19 protein-coding genes and 1 pseudogene are annotated in these 18706 nt (G+C 65.3%); 17 read left to right on the forward strand and 3 right to left on the reverse strand.

Going from position 1 to position 18706, the window contains the following annotated elements; all coding sequences use genetic code 11:
• Positions 1-148 precede the first annotated feature (148 nt).
• From ACFTS5_RS06000 to ACFTS5_RS06075, 16 genes and pseudogenes are all read left to right on the forward strand, one after another.
• Positions 149-793 carry a TetR/AcrR family transcriptional regulator gene (locus ACFTS5_RS06000; RefSeq protein ID WP_378627843.1) on the forward strand — a complete coding sequence of 215 codons (645 nt, stop codon included), beginning with the start codon at positions 149-151 and terminating at the stop codon, positions 791-793.
• A gap of 226 nt (positions 794-1019) precedes the next feature.
• Entirely contained in the window at positions 1020-2225 is a 1206-nt protein-coding gene (locus ACFTS5_RS06005; RefSeq protein WP_378627845.1) for a lipid-transfer protein, read from the forward strand.
• Positions 2226-2300: 75 nt separating this feature from the next.
• A complete protein-coding gene (locus ACFTS5_RS06010; RefSeq protein WP_378627847.1) occupies positions 2301-2738 on the forward strand; it encodes an SRPBCC family protein in 438 nt (145 codons plus the stop codon).
• A gap of 1 nt (position 2739) precedes the next feature.
• Entirely contained in the window at positions 2740-3603 is an 864-nt protein-coding gene (locus tag ACFTS5_RS06015) for a MaoC/PaaZ C-terminal domain-containing protein (protein ID WP_378627849.1), read from the forward strand.
• Between the two features lie 34 nt (positions 3604-3637).
• The gene (locus tag ACFTS5_RS06020; RefSeq protein WP_378627850.1) at positions 3638-4519 is read left to right on the forward strand and encodes an SDR family oxidoreductase; all 882 of its coding nucleotides are present in this window, start codon (positions 3638-3640) and stop codon (positions 4517-4519) included.
• Between the two features lie 19 nt (positions 4520-4538).
• Positions 4539-5801, forward strand: a complete 1263-nt coding sequence (locus ACFTS5_RS06025; protein WP_378627852.1) for an acyl-CoA dehydrogenase family protein — start codon at positions 4539-4541, stop codon at positions 5799-5801.
• Between the two features lie 115 nt (positions 5802-5916).
• Positions 5917-6780 (forward strand): alpha/beta fold hydrolase, encoded by an 864-nt coding sequence (locus tag ACFTS5_RS06030; RefSeq protein WP_378627853.1) that lies wholly within the window; start codon positions 5917-5919, stop codon positions 6778-6780.
• Between the two features lie 80 nt (positions 6781-6860).
• A complete protein-coding gene (locus ACFTS5_RS06035) occupies positions 6861-7700 on the forward strand; it encodes an SDR family oxidoreductase (protein ID WP_378627854.1) in 840 nt (279 codons plus the stop codon).
• 16 nt (positions 7701-7716) lie between these two features.
• Positions 7717-9501 (forward strand): AMP-dependent synthetase/ligase, encoded by a 1785-nt coding sequence (locus ACFTS5_RS06040; protein WP_378627855.1) that lies wholly within the window; start codon positions 7717-7719, stop codon positions 9499-9501.
• Positions 9502-9562: 61 nt separating this feature from the next.
• Positions 9563-11068, forward strand: a complete 1506-nt coding sequence (locus ACFTS5_RS06045; protein ID WP_378627856.1) for an aldehyde dehydrogenase family protein — start codon at positions 9563-9565, stop codon at positions 11066-11068.
• Positions 11069-11130: 62 nt separating this feature from the next.
• Positions 11131-11277, forward strand: a pseudogene (locus ACFTS5_RS06050) (gamma carbonic anhydrase family protein); the annotation flags it as partial.
• 85 nt (positions 11278-11362) lie between these two features.
• On the forward strand, positions 11363-11515 hold the full coding sequence (locus ACFTS5_RS06055; RefSeq protein ID WP_378627857.1) for a hypothetical protein: 153 nt from the start codon (positions 11363-11365) through the stop codon (positions 11513-11515).
• 151 nt (positions 11516-11666) lie between these two features.
• Complete coding sequence (locus ACFTS5_RS06060; RefSeq protein ID WP_378627858.1) at positions 11667-12656, forward strand: zinc-binding alcohol dehydrogenase family protein; 990 nt, start codon at positions 11667-11669, stop codon at positions 12654-12656.
• A 479-nt stretch (positions 12657-13135) separates the two neighbouring features.
• Positions 13136-13534, forward strand: coding sequence for a hypothetical protein (locus ACFTS5_RS06065; RefSeq protein ID WP_378627859.1), 399 nt, complete (start codon positions 13136-13138; stop codon positions 13532-13534).
• Complete coding sequence (locus ACFTS5_RS06070; RefSeq protein WP_378627861.1) at positions 13531-14610, forward strand: hypothetical protein; 1080 nt, start codon at positions 13531-13533, stop codon at positions 14608-14610. The genes ACFTS5_RS06065 and ACFTS5_RS06070 overlap by 4 nt, the downstream gene beginning before the upstream one ends.
• Before the next feature lie 8 nt (positions 14611-14618).
• Entirely contained in the window at positions 14619-15194 is a 576-nt protein-coding gene (locus tag ACFTS5_RS06075) for a phosphatase PAP2 family protein (protein WP_378627862.1), read from the forward strand.
• A 1-nt stretch (position 15195) separates the two neighbouring features.
• On the opposite strand, the gene ACFTS5_RS06080 is transcribed toward ACFTS5_RS06075, so the two are convergent.
• A complete protein-coding gene (locus ACFTS5_RS06080; protein ID WP_378627864.1) occupies positions 15196-15738 on the reverse strand; it encodes a helix-turn-helix domain-containing protein in 543 nt (180 codons plus the stop codon).
• A 381-nt stretch (positions 15739-16119) separates the two neighbouring features.
• Here ACFTS5_RS06080 and ACFTS5_RS06085 point away from each other — a divergent pair, with 381 nt between their 5' ends.
• Complete coding sequence (locus ACFTS5_RS06085; protein WP_378627866.1) at positions 16120-16890, forward strand: SDR family oxidoreductase; 771 nt, start codon at positions 16120-16122, stop codon at positions 16888-16890.
• Between the two features lie 25 nt (positions 16891-16915).
• Here the strand turns inward: ACFTS5_RS06085 and ACFTS5_RS06090 are convergent, their stop codons facing one another.
• A complete protein-coding gene (locus ACFTS5_RS06090) occupies positions 16916-17344 on the reverse strand; it encodes an HIT family protein (protein WP_378627867.1) in 429 nt (142 codons plus the stop codon).
• Positions 17345-17473: 129 nt separating this feature from the next.
• Positions 17474-18697: an MFS transporter gene (locus ACFTS5_RS06095; protein WP_378627869.1), complete on the reverse strand. Its 1224-nt coding sequence runs from the start codon at positions 18695-18697 to the stop codon at positions 17474-17476.
• Positions 18698-18706: the final 9 nt, after the last annotated feature.

Consider the following 18706-nt stretch of genomic DNA (forward strand, 5'->3'; position numbering starts at 1 on the left):
GGACGACGATGTGCTGGGGGAGTGACCTACCGACGAGGCCTCACCGGTTGCTGATCGGCTCTGCTCGTTCGAGAACTCCACGCCAGGCGCACAGCGGGCTGATGTCGGCCGCGGGACCTGCTGTTCGGAGGTTCCCTATGCTGGGTCTATGACGCGATCGACAGTTTCCCCGGTGCCGCGCCGTACGCAGGAGCAGCGGAGCCAGGAAATGCGGACCCGGCTGCAGGACGCCACGATCGATTGCTTAGTCGAGTACGGCTACGCCGGTGCCACCACGCCGCGGATCGCTGAGCGTGCCGGGGTGACACGTGGTGCGCAGGTTCACCACTTCGGCTCCAAGGCCGAATTGATGACGGCGGCCATCAGTCGTCTCGCGCAGCGGCGTATCGAGGCTGCCATGCAGGAGCTGGGGCGGGTGCAGGTCTCGTCCGACTCCGTCGCGGGCGTGCTGGATTTTCTGTGGGAGCTGCATCAGGGCCCGCTGTTCATCGCTTCGGTGGAGCTGTGGGTCGCCAGCCGTACTGACCCGGCATTGGCGACGGAATTGAAGAAGGTCGAGCCGTACGTCAACAACGCGGTGCTGCTGGGTTTGAGCCGTTTCACCCCGGATGAAGTGGATCGCAAGGACGCCGAGGCCTTCCTGTACACGGCGATGGACGCGCTGCGCGGCATTCTTCTGTCCGCGTTCGTCGACGACGATCCCGAGCGCGCGCACCGACGGTGGCGGCGCGCTTGCCGCGATCTGCACCATGCTGGCGAGGCGGCCTTGTCCGGACGGCCAGTGACCGACTGACGCTGACGTCCACCGTGTTGGCAGGTGAGGGCTGTCGTATTTACATACACAACTGAATGTATCTTTGAAGTGTGTATCGACCAGGGCGTTCACCAATTGACCCCCAATAATCTGGCGTGAAGGTTGTTTACATGCGTTCAGCGCTGTATGTTTCGTGAAGTTCGATCGAAACGGATCGGAACATGCCGCAGGCAAGGTAGGTGTGCGGCCTGATGTGAGGAGTTCGATGACGAACAAGGTCTACGTCGTCGGTGTCGGCATGACGAAGTTCGAGAAGCCGGGCCGCCGCAAGAACGAGGACGGCAGCGACTGGGACTACCCGGACATGGCCCGTGAATCGGGGACCAAAGCTCTCGCCGACGCCGGGATCGACTACCGCGAGGTACAGCAGGCCTACGTGGGCTACGTCTACGGCGAGTCCACTTCGGGGCAGCGCGCGGTCTACGAGTTGGGTATGACCGGCATCCCGGTGGTGAACGTCAACAACAACTGTTCCACCGGGTCGACCGCGCTCTACCTTGCGGCGCAGGCGATCCGGGGCGGCCTCGCGGAGTGCACCCTGGCGCTGGGCTTCGAGCGCATGAAGCCGGGCTCACTGGAGTCGACCTGGGATGATCGCGAACAGCCGATGGGCAAGCACATCCTCGCGATGGCGGAAATCTCCGAGGTGCTGTTCCCGGTGGCTCCGTGGATGTTCGGCGCAGCCGGTCGTGAGCACATGGTGAAGTACGGCACCACCGCCGAGCACTTCGCCAAGATCGGTTACAAGAACCACAAGCACTCGGTGAACAACCCGTTCTCGCAGTTCCAGGACGCGTATTCGCTCGATGACATTCTGGGCTCGCGGATGATCTACGACCCGTTGACCAAGCTGCAGTGCTCGCCGACCTCGGACGGTTCCGGCGCGGTGATTCTGGCGAGCGAGGCGTTCGTGGACGATCACGGGCTCGCGGGTCAGGCGGTCGAGATCGTCGGGCAGTCCATGACCACCGACTTCGCCTCCACCTTCGATGGGACCGCCAAGAACCTCATCGGCTACGACATGAATGTCGCGGCCGCACGCCAGGTGTACGACCAGGCCGGGCTGGCGCCGGAGGACTTCCAGGTCATCGAGCTGCACGACTGCTTCTCCGCCAACGAGCTGCTCACCTACGAGGCGCTCGGCCTGTGTGCCGAAGGCGAGGCCGGGAACCTGCTCGACAACGGCCAGACCACCTATGGCGGCAAGTGGGTCGTGAACCCGTCTGGCGGGCTGATCTCCAAGGGGCACCCGCTCGGCGCTACTGGTCTGGCGCAGTGCAGTGAGCTCACCTGGCAGCTGCGCGGCACCGCGGACAAGCGTCAGGTCGACAACGTCACCGCCGCGCTACAGCACAACATCGGCCTCGGCGGCGCCGCCGTCGTCACGGCCTATCAGCGCGCCGAGCGCTGAACGACTTTCCGGCCATCGGACGGAATCACGTGAAATATCAACCCACGCAATCACACTCGACGAGGAGTCACCGTCATGGGACACATCGAAGCCAGCACCGCCCTTACCGCCGGCCCCGAAGCCCTGTGGGCCGTGGTCGCCGACCCGCAGACCTGGGACCGGTGGTTCACCATCCATGAGCGCTGGATCGACGAGCCGCCCGCCGTCCTCGCGCCCGGCGCCAAACTGGTCGCCAAGATCCTCATGCTCGGCATGGCCAACAAGATCGAATGGGTCGTCGAAAGTGTCGAGGCCCCGAGCACGCTGGTGCTGGGCGGCACCGGCATGGCCGGTGTCAAGGTGCAGTTCGCCTTCGAAATCACCCCCGACGGCACCGGCAGCACGCTGGCGGTGTCCGGTGAATTCGAGGGTGCGCTCATCAAGGGTGCGCTGGGCAAGGCCGTGGAGAAGGATGGTCGCGCCCAGATCGACAAGAGCCTCGCTCAGCTCGACGCCCTGGCCACGGCGGTCTGAGATGTCGGGTTCCGCAATCGAATTCGACCCGGCTGGGCTGAACGTCTGGTGCGATGAGGAGCGGTTCGAGGTCACCCGCGAGCGGCTCGCGGAGTACGCGGTCGCGACGAACGATCCCATCGAGGCGCACCGCAGTGGCGTCCTTGCCAATCCGGTGTTCGCGATCGTGCCGGTGTTCGAGGCCATGATGATGCCGATCATCGACGTGGTACCGATGAGCATCTTCGGCCGGGTTGTCCACGGCGAGCAGGACTTCCATTTCCACCGGCCGATCCGGCCCGGTGACGAGCTCGTCTCGCGGGCCAAGGTGATCGGTTACGAGGGCAAGGACAACGGCTCGACCATCACCGTGCTCATCGAATGCCGGGCCGAGGACGGGGAGTTGGTCAACGAGCAGTATCTGACCGCCTTCTTCCGCAATGTGAACGCCGGCCCCCGGGTCGGCGACGCTGCTCCGGCGCACCGCTTCGACAAAACCTTGGCCGAAGTTCCACCGCTGGCCACGGTGTCCGCGCACGTCGACGCCGACCAGACCTTCCGGTACTCACCGGCGTCCGGTGATCCGGTGCCACTGCACCTGGACGAGCAGGTGGCCAAGGACGCTGGGCTGCCGGGCATTATCGCCCACGGGCTGTGCACCATGGCCATGTCGTCCTGGGGCGTTCTCAACGAGGTCGCCGACTCGGATGTGCACCGGCTGCGGCGATTCGCGGTCCGCTTTTCCAAGATGGTGTTCCCCAACGACGACCTGGAGACCCGCATCTGGCGGGCAGGCAACGCCGACGGAGCCACGACGTACGCATTCGAAACGGGACGTGGCGGCGAACTTGTCCTCACCGACGGCTTGGCCGTCGTGCGTGACTGAATCCCAACATTTCATATCCAGCAAGGAGTAGACCATGGGTGTACTGGAGGGACGGGTCGCCGTCGTCACCGGCGCAGGACGCGGCATCGGCCGCGAACACGCACTGCTGTTCGCCAGGGAGGGCGCGGCCGTCGTCGTGAACGACCTCGGCGGCAGCAATTCCGGCGACGGTACCTACGCCGGTCCCGCGCAAGAGGTCGTCGACGAGATCGTCGCCGCGGGTGGGCGAGCGGTCGCGAACACCGGCAACGTGGCGGACTGGCAGGGCGCGAAGGGCCTAGTGGATCAGGCGATTTCGGCGTTCGGCCGACTCGACGTCGTAGTCAACAATGCCGGCATCCTGCGCGACGCCTTCATCGCCGGAATGGACGAGGGACAGTGGGATTCGGTCATCGCTGTCCACCTCAAAGGACACGCCGCGGTCTTGCATCACGCCGCCGCCTATTGGAAAGACCGGTCGAAGGCGGGCGAACAGCCCAACGCGGCGGTGATCAACACCGCCTCCGCGTCCGGTGTCACGGTGCCGAACGCGGGCCAGGCGAACTACGGTGCGGCCAAGGCGGCTATCGCGGCGCTGACCTTGGTCGCGGCCGAAGAACTGGGGCGTTACGGCGTCCGTGTGAACGCCATCGCGCCGATCGCCCGCACTCGCCTGACGCTGGCCACTCCGGGTATGGGCGCGATGATGGCCGCCGAGGCCGAGGACGCTGCGGCCGAGGGCAGTTTCGATGCCTTCAGTCCCGCCAATATCTCGCCGCTGGTCGCCTACCTGGCGACGGAGAAGTGCCCGATCACCGGCACCGTGTTCGCGGTGCAGGGTGGGGCGATCTCGGAGCTGGCCGGCTGGCACGACGTGAAGACCATCGAAACGGAAGGGCCGTGGCTGATCGACGACATCGCGGCCCGGCTGCCCTGAAACCCTGAGGAGAACAACGATGTTCGAATGGTCCGAGACCGATGAGATGATCCGCGAGGCACTGCGGGCCTTCATCGACAAGGAGATCCGCCCGAACCTCGACGCGCTCGACAGCGGCGAGATGTCGCCGTACCCGATTGTCCAGAAGTTGTTCAGCGACTTCGGCATCGACGCCATGGGCGGGGAGATGGTCGAGAAGATGCTGGCACGGCAGCGTGCCAAGGAGGCGGCCTTCGCCGCCGGAGAACCGCTGCCGGCGAAGAAGGACAAGAAGTCCTCGGGCGGCAGTCGCTTCGCGGGCCAGGAATCCATGATGGCCGTGCTGGTCAGCGAGCTTTCGGGCGTGTGCATGGGCATATTGACCGCGCTGGGCGTGTCCATCGGTCTCGGCGCGACGACCATCATGTCGCGCGGCACCCTCGCCCAGAAGGAGCGCTGGCTGGCCGACATCGTCACGGCGAAGAAGATCGCGGCCTGGACAATCACCGAACCCGACTCGGGGTCGGACGCATTCGGCGGGATGAAGACCTACGTCCGACGCGATGGCGAGGACTACATCCTCAACGGGCAGAAGACTTTCATCACCAACGGCCCCTTCGCCGACACGCTCGTCGTCTACGCCAAGCTCGACGAGGGTGACGGCGTCGACAAGCGCGACCGCAAGGTGCTCACCTTCATTCTCGACAAGGGGATGGAGGGTCTCACCCAGGGCAAGCCGTTCAGCAAGATGGGCCTGCACGCCTCACCCACCGGTGAACTGTTCTTCGACAATGTGCGGTTGACCAAGGACCGCCTGCTGGGCGAGACCGAGGAGCACAAGGGTGGGGACGGACGCGAAAGCGCCCGTTCGAGTTTCACCGCCGAGCGCATCGGTGTGGCGTTCATGGCTCTGGGCATCATCAACGAATGCCACCGGCTCTGTGTGGATTACGCCAAGAGCCGCACGCTGTGGGGTCAGGAGATCGGACGCTTCCAGCTGATCCAGCTCAAGCTGGCCAAGATGGAAATCGCGCGAATCAACGTGCAGAACATGGTGTTCAGCGCGCTCGAGCGGGGTCGGGCTGGCAAGCAGCCGAGTCTGTCGGAGGCATCGGCGATGAAACTGTATTCCTCCGAGGCCGCCACCGAGGTGGCGATGGAGGCGGTGCAGCTGTTCGGCGGTAACGGCTACATGACCGAATACCGGGTCGAACAGCTGGCCCGCGACGCCAAGTCGCTGATGATCTACGCCGGTTCCAACGAGATCCAGGTGACGCACGTGGCCAAAGGGTTGTTGGCCTGAGCGATCCGAAGTAGGCCGCGTCCGCTCGCCATCCGAACACGATCCACGGCGATGGCGAGCGACGCGGAGCGGGCAATCACCGGTTGATCCGGTAACCGAGTCAGAAGGCAGGGCAATGACGCCAGGCAGCAGTCACAGCACGGTGACCGAATCGGTCGAAACATACGGCGGCGTACGAACACGACAGCTCAGTGTCGCGGGTGACGGGCCCGCGATCGTGCTGTTGCACGGAATTTATGACCGTGCCGACACATGGAGGGGAGTGCTCGAACATCTCGCAGCGTCGCGACGTCGAGCGGTGGCGGTGGATCTCCCGCCGGTGCACGTGCGACGGATCGGCGAACCGGTGCTGCCGCGTCTGGACGCGTATGTCGGCGCACTGGTGCGTGCGCACGCGGGCACCGAAGGCGTGGTGCTGTGTGGAAACTCGATGGGTGCCGGTCTCACGCTGCGTGCCGCGCTGAACCCGGAACTGGCTGTACTGATGGCTGTCGCGTGTGACGCCCCCGGTTTCGGATACCGCCCGCTCACCACGTTCACGGTCGGCCGGTTCGGGCCTCCGGAGTCGCTGCTGTCCGCAATCCGTGTACCCGCCGCCGTGTTTCGCACTCGCTCGGCGGTGGCAGTCGCTGATCGTGTGCTCTATATGCGCGACCGGCCGAGCTCTGCTGAGAACGTCGCGCACTTTCTCGAACTCTTCGCGCGGACGCGGCCGATCGGCCAGTTGATCGCGGGCGGACGCGCCTTGCTGCGTGAGTTCGACGCCGGCTACCCGGACGGTGAATTGCCGCCCACCCTGATCGTGCACGGCAGCAAAGACAAATTGATACCGCCGGCTGCCGCGCATCGCGCCCAGCGCCGGTTTCCGTCGGCGCGGGTGCGGATCCTGCCCGGAGTCGGTCACTGTCCACAAGTGGACGTGCCCAGCGCTGTCGCGCGCATGATCCTCGGCGAGCACGGCACCCGCCGAATCGCATGAATCCAACCGCCGCGCATCGAAACCGGCGATCGAGAAGCAGCCGTGCACCGACGAGTACAGCGAATCAACAGGGAGACGAAATGAACACCGTGGCAGAGATTTCCGGAAAGGTCGTGGTGATCACCGGCGGTGCACGGGGGATCGGGTTCGCGACCGCGCGGCTGCTGCGCGAGCGCGGTGCGCTGGTGGCCATCGGCGACATCGACGAGAAGCAGGTCCAGAAGGCTGGAGCCGAACTCGGGCTCGAGGTATTCGGCCGACTCGATGTCGCCGACCCGGCGTCTTTCGCGGCCTTCCTCGATAGCGTCGAACGACAGCTGGGACCGCTCGACGTGCTGGTGAACAACGCAGGCGTGATGCCGGCGGGCCCGTTCGTGGATGAGACCGATGAGGTCACCCGCCGCATTCTCGACATCAATGTCTACGGCGTGGTGCTCGGCAGCAAACTGGCTGTACAGCGCATGCTGGGCCGCGACGCCGGGCACGTCATCAATATCGCCTCGCTCGCCGGGGAGACCCCGACGCCGGGATTGGCCACCTACTGCGCGAGCAAGGCCGCGGTGCTGTCGCTGACCGATTCACTGCGCGTCGAACACCGTGACGCCGGGCTGCATTTTTCCGCGGTACTGCCAACTTTCACCAACACCGAACTCATCGCGGGCACGCGAAGTCCCACATTGCTGCCCAACGCGGAACCGGAAGACATCGCCGCCGCCGTCGCCGGGCTCATCCGCGACCCGCGCCCGCGGGTCGCGGTCACCCGCCTCGCCGGCCTGTTGGTCGGCGCGCAAAAGTTTCTGCCCGGGGCGGTGAACGAATTCGTCGCACGCCGGATGGGTATGTCGCACGCCATGCTCGACGGTGTCGACGTCGAAGCGCGCCGCGCCTATGAATCACGTGCCCGTGGTTTGGACAGCTGAGTCCACCGCGTCGGCCATGAATGGAGAACTTCCTGTGAACGAGCAGCCGAAGAGTCTGTGCGGTGCCTTTCAAGCGACCGCGGCGCATCAGCCCGACCGCATCGCCTTGCGCGGGCCCAACGGTGTGCCGTCGATTTCCTGGCGGCAGTACGCGCGCCAGGTTCGCGAGCTCGCGACCGGGCTGGCCGGCTTGGGCGTCGCCACCGGCGACACCGTCGCCATCATGCTGACCAATGTCCCGGAATTTCATGTGGCCGACACCGCGGTCCTGCACACCGGGGCCACCCCGTTCTCGATCTACAACACGTTCACCGCCGAGCAGATCGCCCATCTGCTGACCAACGCCGGCAGTCGGGTGGTAATTACCGAGTCGCAGTTCCTCGACACAATTCGGGCCGCCGATGTCGCCGGGCACATCGAACACATCGTCTGCGTCGACGGCCCGGCCGAAGGGACCCGCACCCTCGACGACGTGGCGGCCATGGCCGCCCCCGGCTTCGATTTCGATGCCACCTGGCGAGCCGTGGCACCGGACTCGTTGCTCACCATCGTCTACACCTCCGGCACCACCGGTCCTCCCAAAGGTGTGGAACTCACCCATGCGAACATGCTGGCCGAGTTCAGCGCGGTGAAGAGTCTTTTCGACATTTCTCCAGCGGACACGGTGATTTCGTATCTGCCGGATGCCCATCTGGCGAACCGCGCGTTCTGCCACTACAACAACCTTCTGGAGGGCGTCCAGATCACTACGGTCGCCGACCCCAAACAACTGGTCAGTACCCTGCCACAAGTGCGGCCGACACTGTTTCTGGCGGTGCCCGCCGTCTGGTACAAGATCAAGGGCGGCGTGGAATCGCTGGTCGCCCAGCAACATCCGGTCACACGCGCCTTGGTGTCATGGGCTCTGGGCGTGGGCCAGAAGACTGCCAAGCAGAACTCCGACGGCCGGTCCAGCACTGCTGGTCTGCGTGTTCAGCACCAGGTCGCCGAGCGGCTGGTGCTGAGCACGCTGCGGCGGCGGATGGGCATGGACCGGATACGCGGCGGTCTCACCGGAGCGTCACCCATCGCGCCCGAGGCGATGACGTTCATCATCGGGCTCGGTATTCCGGTGTGCGAAGCCTGGGGGATGACCGAGACCTCCGCCGTAGCCACCATCAACCGGCCCGATGCCATCCGTCTCGGTACGGTCGGTCATCCGCTGCCGGGCACCGAAGTCGCCGTCGCCGAGGACGGGGAACTGCTGGTGCGTGGCCCGCTGGTGATGCGTGGCTACCGAGACGATCCGGAGCAGACCGCCGCCGCGATCGATGCCGACGGCTGGATGCACACCGGCGACATCGGATCCATCGATGCCGACGGCTACGTCCGAGTCCTGGACCGTAAGAAGGAACTCATCATCAACGCGGCGGGCAAGAACATGTCGCCCTCGAATATCGAAGGGGAGGTGCGTGTTTCCTGTCCGCTCATCGCGGCGGTGATCGCCGTAGGTGACAACCGCAAGTATGTGACGGCGCTACTCACCCTGGACCCGGACGCGTGCGCAGCCTATGCGCAGCGCCACGCACTTGCCGATCCGACGCCCGCGGCGCTGGCGACCCACCCCGACGTCGTCGCGGCCATCGAGGTAGCCATCACGGCCGCGAACGGGCGCCTGTCGCGCGTGGAGCAGATCAAGAAACACACTGTGCTGCCGGTGATCTGGGAACCCGGTGGTGACGAACTCACACCGAAGATGTCGCTCAAGCGCAAGGTCATCACGCAGAAGTACGCAGCTGAAATCGAGGCTATGTACCGCTGACCGCGTCGATGCGTGCGGTCAACCCTGCTCGCCGCCGAATCTCATACGAAGGAGCTCGACCGTGATCGAAGTCCACAATCCCGCTGACGGGCGGTTGGTCGGCACGGTTGCCGACACCGAACCGTCGCACGTCGCTGCGGCGGTCGCGCGGGTGCGGTCCGAACAGCCGGCATGGGCCGCACTCGCGCCGTCCGAGCGCGTCGAATGGATGCGTCGACTGCAGGATTGGATCTTCGCCAACGCGGCCGATATCGCCGACGTCATGCAGGCCGAGACCGCCAAACCGCGCGTCGACGCAGAGATCGAACCGATGTTCGTGGCCGAGGTGATCGGCTACTACGCCGACAATGCCGAACGGTTCTTGGCACCGGAACATCCACGCCCGCATTCGCCCGTGAACGTATCGAAGAAACTCGCCGTCACCTATCACCCGTATCCCGTGGTCGGGGTCATCACGCCGTGGAACTACCCGCTGGCGCTGCCCGGGATAGATGCGGTGCCTGCCCTGCTCGCCGGGGCCTCGGTGGTGATCAAGCCTTCGGAAGCGACGCCGTTGAGCGCGCGGGAGCTCGCGCGCGGATGGACAGAGATCGGTGCGCCACCGGTGCTGGAAGTGATCACCGGGCGGGGCGCGACCGGTGCGGCGGTGGTCGAGGCCGTCGACTTCGTGCAGTTCACCGGATCCACCCGCACCGGCAAAGTGGTCGCACATGCCTGTGTCGATCGCATGATTCCCTACAGCCTGGAATTGGGTGGCAAGGACCCGGCCCTGGTGCTCGCCGATGCCGATATCGACCGGGCCGCACGGGGAATCGCGTTCGGCGGCATGCTCAACGCCGGACAGATGTGCACCTCGATCGAACGGGTGTATGTCGAGAGTGCGGTCTACGACGAGTTCGTGCACCGACTCGTCGAAGTAGTCGGTGAGCTGCGGACAGGAGTCGACGATCGCGAGTTCCGGTACGACATCGGACCGTTGATCGATGCTGCCCAGGTCGAGATCGTGCGTCGACACACCGTCGAAGCGGTGGCCGCCGGCGCCCGCGTCGTCACAGGCGGCGCACCGACCGGCCAGGGAAACTTCTTCGAACCCACCGTGCTCGTCGACATCGACCACAGCATGAGTTGCATCGCGGAGGAGACCTTCGGGCCCACGCTGCCGATTGTTCGCGTAGCCGATGAGGACGAAGCCGTGCGGCTGGCGAACGACAGCCCCTACGCGCTGTCGGCGACGGTGTGGACCGGTGATCGTGCCCGTGGCGAACGGGTGGCCGGCCGCCTGGAGGCGGGATCGGTCAACATCAACGACGCGCACGTGAATCTGTTCAATCTCGCTGTGCCGATGGGTGGTTGGAAGCAGTCCGGTGTCGGTGCCCGTTTCGGGGGCGCGTACGGGATCCGCAAGTACTGCCGCGCTCGCGCGATCACTGTCGACCGGCTGCCGGTGGCGCAGTCACCGTCGGAACTGCTGTGGTTTCCCTATTCGCGCCGTAAAGCCGGTCTCGCCTTGGGGGTAATGCGCGCGTTGCGGGCGCGTGGGTTGAGCGCCCGAATCGGAAGGTCCTGAACGCCGAATCATCGCGTTCCGCGCGCTGGTTCGGTACAACAAGCACGAAAGGAACGTCGGCTGTGCCGCTGTATTCGTTCGAGGGTAAGAGCCCGGTCGTCGCCGAGGATGCGTTCATCGCGCCGACTGCGACGCTCGTCGGTGACGTGACGGTGGAGCCCGGCGCGTCTGTTTGGTACGGCGCGGTGTTGCGTGGCGACTTCGGGCCGTCCGGTGTCATGCCAGTGACGGGCGGCGGGTAAAGATTGCCGGGCTTCGTTCAGACCCGCTCATGCTCCCGTCGACCGGCGTGACGTGGTGCTGTGGAGCACCCGAACCGTCCTGAACATTGGCACCGGCGCGCACGATCACCGGCCGATCACCAAGAGCGAGGCGGTGGAGACTGTCGTCGCCCTGTGCTGGAACGGACTGACGATGTCGGATCACGGCATCGGACCCGCACCGTGAATCGGCACCCGACAGCGCGCCGGTGGGTTGAGTTGTTGGGCCCGGACTCCGACCGCGAGAAGCAGCTGGTATGACAACGTTGCCGAGTTTCGTTCTGGTCCATGGGTTGTAGGGATGCGTATTCAACCTGAACACCGACGGGAGCCTTTAGATGACCGAGTTGCCTGACACCATGCGCGCCGTAGTCCTGGACGCACCCGGACCGCCGGAATCGCTACAGCTGCGTGACCTGCCGATCCCCGTCCCCGAACCGGGCCATGTCCTCATCCGGGTGAAAGCGTTCGGGCTCAACCGATCCGAGCTGCACACCCGTCTAGGTCTGGCCGAAGGAGTCACCTTCCCCCGAGTGCTGGGCATCGAGGCGGTCGGTATCGTCGCGGCTTGTCCCGGTGGCGAATACGTAGTCGGTCAGCAGGTCGCGGCGATGATGGGTGGTATGGGTCGCACCTACGACGGAGGTTACGCCGAATACACCAATGTCCCTGTTGCCCAAGTGATCCCGTTCATCAGTGGACTCGACTGGGCTACCCTCGGCGGCATCCCGGAAATGCTGCAAACCGCCAACGGATCCCTCACGATCGGTCTCGATGCACAGCCGGGTCAATCGATCCTGATCCGTGGCGGCACCTCCTCGGTCGGCATGACCACCGCGATCCTGGCCAAACAACGCGGCATGACCGTGCTCTCCACCACCCGTAGCCCCGCGAAAGCCACCGCCCTGAAAAAGATCGGCGTCGATCACGTCGTCATCGACACCGGCGACATCGCCGCGGACGTCCGCGCCGTCATCGAGGGCGGTGTCGACACCGCCCTCGAACTCATCGGTACACCCACCCTGCCGGACACATTGCGCGCCACCCGAATCCACGGCGTCGTCTGCTTTACCGGGATGCTGTCCAACCAATGGACCGTCGAGAACTTCTACCCGATCGACTACCTACCCCGTGGGGTCCGCCTGGCCGCCTACGGCGGCGACGCCACCGACCTGCCCGCCGCCGTCCTGCAACAATTCCTCGATGCCGTCGCAGCGGAGTCAGCGACCGTCCCCATCCACCGCGTCTTCACACTCGACCAGATCCGAGAAGCACACGCCTACATGGAATCCGGCGAAGCGACCGGCAAACTCGTCGTCGTCACCTGAGCACCGCCTCGCGAAGCCGGCGAAAGGACCGACGACGCCACCGGCGGCGGACGATCAAGGTACTCGCGATGCCGTCGCCTGAGCATCGGTCCTGTGACGTGGGTGCCGCAGCCGGGGTCTATCAGGGCTTGCCGGGGTGTTCGTTGCCAACGATGCGGCGGTGAAGGCCTCGCGCCACCGGGGCGCACCGATCTGATCGTGACGAATTCCACAGCACTGCTACCGAATTCAAACCCCGATACTTCACACTGGAGCCGGCTTGCGAACGTGCCTGCACTGGGACGCTGTGTAGTCGAGCCGCGACCGTGGGACCTCTTCGGCGAAGTCTGCTCGGCAATCGGCAACGGCAGCCGGCGATCGGCCGGTCGAGGTCGGGTGTGGTTGGATGATGGCGTGTTCAGCGGTCCGGCGGTCAATTCGGCGGTCGATCGCATCTTCACCATGGCGACGGTGGAGGAGTCCCAGTCATTGGTGGGTTGGTGGAGGCGGTTTCCCGGTTCCTGGGGCGGCCGTTGCAGGTGATCGAGAATTCGGCACTGCCGACCGGGGTGTTCGGGCAGTGGGTTCATTACCGCGATCACGATGAGGTCAGCGTTGCCTCCTGGGTGCAGACTCGAGACCGGACTCTTGCTCACGAACTGGGTCATATCGTGCTGGGGCATCAGGGACGGCCGGTGCTCGAGCTGGCGCAGTCGGTGCTGCCGACAGGGGTACACGAGTTGGCCGCGCTGATGTTGCGTCGAGAGTGCGGCAACGCAGGCGCGGCCGGCGAGGAATTGGCCGCCGAGCAGTTCGCGAGCGTGTTGTTGAACCGCTTGCAGCGCATCGGTCGCAAAGAGCCGCGGTTGCGGTCTCGCTGGGGCGAGGCCCTGGGGTGAACGCCATCGTTTTGGCGCCGCTGATGTGGATCGCCGTGGTGAGCCGGGCGTGGCGGTGGTGGTGGTCGCGCAGCTGGGTGCTGGGCAGCATGGTGGTGGCGTTGGGTGTCGTCGCCGTGCACCTGAGTTTGAACATCCCGGCGGTGGAGACGGTGGTGCAGGCTGTCGTGCCGATTGCCAATTTCTCGACCGGATTGCGCATGGTGCTGTTCAACCTGATGGCGGCCTCCTCGGGTGTGCTGGCCTTGGCTGTCACGACCGATCCGGAGAGAGTGGCGCGCGGGGCTCGGGTACTTGGCCTGATCGCGGTGGTCGGTTCGGTGGTGGCGATGGCGATCTTCGCCTGCGCGCCGACGGTGCCACAGGCGGCAGGTGGGTTCGAGTTCGACATCTCCTATAGCCACCTGCCCGGATACGCCGAGGCAGGCATCGCCGGTGCGCTGTTCCCGGCGTTGCTGTGCCCGGCACTGATGGTGATGACCGCTCGTGCCGCGGATGTGCGCAGCTTGACCGGCTGGAGTTTGACTCTGCTGTCGGTGGGGCTGGCCGCCGCGACGGTGTGGGCGTGGATTCGGCTGAGCTACTTCGTGGCGGCGCGCTATCTGGGTACGCCTCAGCTGCCCGTGGTCTTCGAAGTCACCCGGGCGGTGTCCGCAGTGGGTGTGCTGGTGATCTTCGTGGGCATGATGTTGTCGCCGGTCGTGTCGTGGGTGCGCGCGAAGCGGATCCTGTGGGCGATCGGTCCGCTGCATCGAGAGTTGACGGCGCGCTGGCCCGGAGTTCGCCGGGCGTCGCGGCGGGGCAGCAGCACCGATGAGCGAGCCGATGACCGGGTCACCGAATTGCTCGACGCCTTGAGCATGGAAGCCGAGAGCACCACGCAACCTGACGCTTGCGTGGCGGATATGACGGAAGTGGCTGCGGCAGTGGCGGGATGGCTGTTGCGGGGGCGAGCATCGTCGGCGTTCAGCAGTGCCGGTATCCGGTCGGCGGTCCTCGAGGCCGAGCTCGACCGCACGTGGGCATTGACTTTGGCACGGAAGTATCGGGATGAACAGCGAGAGGTTTCGGCGTGACGGAAACGATGGTGCCGCAAGCGCGCGCGGCTCGGGTGATCACTGAGCTCGGGGCTCCCTGGGTGATCAATATCGTGACCGGGACGATCGCCGGGTTCGCTGTGGGTGCGCCAGAGTGGGGGCTTTTCGTCGCCGCGATCACAGGCGGCATTCCGATGGTCATCATCTTGGCAGGTGTGCGACGCGGTATCGCCAGCGATCACCATGTGACCGATATCGACGGTCGGCGCTGGGTGATTCCGGCGATTTTGGGCATCGTGGGCGTGGGCCTGATCGTCGAGATCGTGCAGGGCGCCCCGCGCGCTCTGATCGCGTGGACGGTGGCCGGGCTGGTTGTCCTGTTCGGCATCGGCATCGTGACCGTGATCGGCAAATGGAAGGTGAGTGTCCATACCGCGGTGAGTGCGGGAACAACGGTCCTGCTGGCGCTGATCGCCTCACCATGGTTTCTTGCCGCGCTGCCACTGACCGTCGTCAATGGCTGGTCGCGTGTGTGGCTGGGCGATCACACCCGCGGCCAGGTCGTCGTCGGCTCGATCGTGGGAGCGACGCTCGCGGCCGGCGCCTATCTGCTCGCATCCTGAATCAGTTGTCCGCGTCGCCTTCGTCGCTGCTGCGGCGCAGCTCCCGGAACCCGACTTCGAACACCTTGGCGGGGTTGTAGGTGCGGGCGGCGACCTGTTCGGCACCCGAATCACGGATCGTGCTGATCCACGCGATGTGGCGTCGGATCTCCGCATAGGAGTCCGGCGACCCGAAATAGTCGATCGGGACGCGGAATACGGTAGCGATGTCGGTCACGGTCGGCAACGTGGGTGAACGGCGTTTGCCTGACAACAGCTGCGACATGTAGCCGGTGGTCATCCCGCCCCCGTTGGCTCTGATCATGTCGACCACTTCGGTCTGACTGTAGGGACCACGACCGCGCGGATACACCGTCTCGAAGAGAAACCGCAGGCGATCAGCAAACGTCGGACCGCCTTCGGATTCTGTTGGCGTGTCCTCATTTTCGAGGTTCGACATGGCCCCGGCCTCCTTCTCCGTCGTCGGTCGGCGCACCCGTCCGGCACAACTTCTAGCTACCTTATCCACCATCACAAAACTTGCTTCTGCAACTTGCACTAGCAAGCTGGCCGTCTTAGGCTCACGATAGCCGTCCTGAGCGGTCGGTTGGGTACGGGCCCGGCCAGTTCGGCGAGCCCCGGTTCGCTCGCGGAGGGGGCAAGCGAACCGCCCGAGGCTCGCAGAGACCGCAGGATGCACAATGGCGTGCGTCCTGCGGTAGCTGCCCCGACGGCCCTGGTTGATCGCTACCGAGAATTCTGACAATCGCGTGACCGGGCGCCGCTACTGCGATTGTCCGGTCCAGTGCTGCAACGTGCCGAGGTCGAGCCGCTTGTACGTCGGGAGCGGTTGGCCAGATGGCCGATTCCACTGGGTTCGGAGGACCCGAATGCCATGTCCGAATCCAGCCGGACATCGACCGGTCATGTCCGTTGAATAGCTTGCATGAGCGAAACCGAAAACCTCACAACCAAAACAGCTCTGGTAACCGGTGCGAGCCGGGGCATCGGCCGTGCCATCGCTGAGCGGCTGGCCCGAGACGGTGTACTGGTAGCAGTACATTTCGGTCAGAACGACGCCGCGGCCAAGGATGTAGTCGCCGGGATCGAGGCCGACGGTGGCCGAGCTTTCGCAGTTCGTGGCGACCTCGGCTCCACCGACTTCGCCACCTTCCTGGAGGACATGGACGCGGGCTTCGCCGCCCTCGGCGTCCCAGTCGGCCTGGACATCCTGGTCAACAACGCGGGCATGACCGTCATGAAGGGCGTCGACACCATGACTCCCGCCGAATTCGACACCCTCTTCGCTACCAATGTCCGAGCCCCGTTCTTCCTGGTGCAAGGCATTCTCGACCGGCTTCGTGACGGCGGTCGTGTCGTGAATCTGTCCTCGGCCGTCACGCGGATGGCGATCCCCGACATCCTGGCCTACACCATGACCAAAGGCGCTATCGACAGCTTCACCCGCGTCCTGGCCCAAGCTCTCGGCCCGCGCGGCATCACCGTCAACGCTGTCGCCCCCGGCTACGTACTCACGGATATGAACGCCTGGCTCATCGACAATCCCGATGGTCAGCGCGAAGCCGCGTCCAACGTCGCCCTCGGTCGCGTCGGGCGTCCCGCTGACATTGCCGACATCGTCTCTTACCTCGTCAGCGACGACGCCCGATGGATCACCGGCCAAACCCTCGACGCCAGCGGCGGTACCGCCCTCTGAGCGGGTGAGGGCGGCTGTGCCGCTCTCAGTTCGAAAACGCTGCGGCGAGCTCGCTGCACAGTGCATCGAGGGCAGATGCGGGGATTCGAGGCGCGTCGGGAGAATCGGCGCTGTGCCAGGGCACATCTCGTGCGGTACCAGCGGGTCGGGTGAAGATGTGCTGGTGAAGGTGGATACCGGCGGCGCTCAGGCCGGCCACGAAGGTGAAGATGTGGGCGGGTTCGAGTGCCTGGCGCAGCGCGCCGATCGATGAGCGGACAGCGCGAGCGAATGCGAGGGTTTCGGCGTCGTCGAGCAGGTCGAGAGTCGCTACGTGACGTCGAGGCTCGACGAACAGATACCCCGGCCGGACCCATGGTCCTTGGGAGGGGCGGTGTGTCACCACCACGAGGTCGTCGATATAGATCACGGGGCTCACCAGTGGTCCGGTCCCGTTGTGCTTGTCACAGATCATGCACCCCCGCATACGGGTGACGATACCGTCGCTGCACCGAGTGCTTCAGCGCACGAGCAACTCTCACCTGGTCAGGCAGCCGTATCGCCACTGTGACGATACGGCTGCCTGTTCCTTTGCCGCTGTCTGTCAATCCTGCGGCTGTTCTTCCAGGGGTGTCGATGCGAAGGTTCGGGGGAGCATCGCGACAGCAACCGATCCGATGATCGCGGGAACCATGAAGGCGAAGAACCCCACTCGTGGCGAGGTGAACATGGCCGTGGCCAGCGACAGGTAGCTGGGTCCTGCGATGGCGCCCAGCCTGCCGATTCCCAACCCGTAGCCGAGCGCGGCGCCGCGCAGGTGTTGCGGGTAGAAGGCCGACATGCACGCGATGATCATGTTCTGGCAGCCCAAAGCTCCCACTCCCGCCAGCGCGGAGGCCACAAGCAGCAGCGGTCGCGGCTGGTTGGTGCTCAGGACCAACAGTGCCAGTGCCGCGAGAAGGAACGTCAGCGAGGTGACGACCTTCAGGTGGCCGCGGTCGGCATAGACCGCCAGCGCAACCCCGCCCACCGCAGCGCCGAAGGTGAAGGCAATAGAGAATTCGAGGGAGGAACTGAGGTTGTAGCCGTTGCGCATCATCACCGTCGGGAGCCAGGCGGTCGTGCTGTAGACGAGAGCCATGCTGGCGAAGGTCGCTGTCCACAGCAGGATCGTGCCGGTACGGCGACCGGGAGCAAGCAGGTGACCGACCTGTTCACGACCGGATTTCGGGACGGCACGCAATCTCGGCGTGGCAGGCAGCGTGCGCCAGATCAACGGTGCCAGCAGAATCGGGAGAGCGCCGATGAGGAAGATCACCTGGAAGTCGTGCTGGGGCAACAGGAATCGTCCGAGGAGTGCCGAGGCGGTACCACCGACACCGATGGAGCCCATGGCGACGGCCAGGTGCAGTGTTCGTCGACGTGTGGGGGCGTTGTCGCCGACCAGGGCTCCGACGAGTGGTGCGAGGGCGCCGACACCGATGCCGGTGGCGAATCGTGCCGCGCCGAGTAGCGCCATGGTCGGTGCGAAGGCGGCGGCCAGCATGGACACGGAGATCCACGCGACCGCGATGGTCAGGGGGCCGCGGCGACCCCATCGGTCGGCGCACCAGCCGGCCAGGATGGACCCGAAGGGCATGCCGACCGCGGTGATGCTGCCGAGGGTGCCCAGCGTTGCCGGGCCGGCATGCCAGGTCGGGTCGTGCAGCAGGCTGGGCCCGATGGTGCCGAGGGCGAACAGGTCGTATCCGTCGATGAACAGGATCAGACATGCGAGCACCAGCACGCCCGCACTACGCTGGGTGGGCAGCTTGGTGGTAGTGGCCATGGTGGTTCC

It is taken from the genome of Nocardia sp. NPDC056952 (genome assembly GCF_042674185.1).
In the GTDB taxonomy this organism is placed as follows: domain Bacteria; phylum Actinomycetota; class Actinomycetes; order Mycobacteriales; family Mycobacteriaceae; genus Nocardia.

What these genes read in the sequence shown, in the direction of transcription:
- ACFTS5_RS06000 (WP_378627843.1), top strand. Translation starts at nt 149, where the DNA reads ATGACGCGATCGACAGTTTCCCCGGTGCCGCGCCGTACGCAGGAGCAG.
- ACFTS5_RS06005 (WP_378627845.1), top strand. Translation starts at nt 1,020, where the DNA reads ATGACGAACAAGGTCTACGTCGTCGGTGTCGGCATGACGAAGTTCGAG.
- ACFTS5_RS06010 (WP_378627847.1), top strand. Translation starts at nt 2,301, where the DNA reads ATGGGACACATCGAAGCCAGCACCGCCCTTACCGCCGGCCCCGAAGCC.
- ACFTS5_RS06015 (WP_378627849.1), top strand. Translation starts at nt 2,740, where the DNA reads ATGTCGGGTTCCGCAATCGAATTCGACCCGGCTGGGCTGAACGTCTGG.
- ACFTS5_RS06020 (WP_378627850.1), top strand. Translation starts at nt 3,638, where the DNA reads ATGGGTGTACTGGAGGGACGGGTCGCCGTCGTCACCGGCGCAGGACGC.
- ACFTS5_RS06025 (WP_378627852.1), top strand. Translation starts at nt 4,539, where the DNA reads ATGTTCGAATGGTCCGAGACCGATGAGATGATCCGCGAGGCACTGCGG.
- ACFTS5_RS06030 (WP_378627853.1), top strand. Translation starts at nt 5,917, where the DNA reads ATGACGCCAGGCAGCAGTCACAGCACGGTGACCGAATCGGTCGAAACA.
- ACFTS5_RS06035 (WP_378627854.1), top strand. Translation starts at nt 6,861, where the DNA reads ATGAACACCGTGGCAGAGATTTCCGGAAAGGTCGTGGTGATCACCGGC.
- ACFTS5_RS06040 (WP_378627855.1), top strand. Translation starts at nt 7,717, where the DNA reads ATGAATGGAGAACTTCCTGTGAACGAGCAGCCGAAGAGTCTGTGCGGT.
- ACFTS5_RS06060 (WP_378627858.1), top strand. Translation starts at nt 11,667, where the DNA reads ATGACCGAGTTGCCTGACACCATGCGCGCCGTAGTCCTGGACGCACCC.
- ACFTS5_RS06075 (WP_378627862.1), top strand. Translation starts at nt 14,619, where the DNA reads ATGGTGCCGCAAGCGCGCGCGGCTCGGGTGATCACTGAGCTCGGGGCT.
- ACFTS5_RS06085 (WP_378627866.1), top strand. Translation starts at nt 16,120, where the DNA reads ATGAGCGAAACCGAAAACCTCACAACCAAAACAGCTCTGGTAACCGGT.
- ACFTS5_RS06090 (WP_378627867.1), bottom strand. Translation starts at nt 17,344, where the DNA reads ATGATCTGTGACAAGCACAACGGGACCGGACCACTGGTGAGCCCCGTG.
- ACFTS5_RS06095 (WP_378627869.1), bottom strand. Translation starts at nt 18,697, where the DNA reads ATGGCCACTACCACCAAGCTGCCCACCCAGCGTAGTGCGGGCGTGCTG.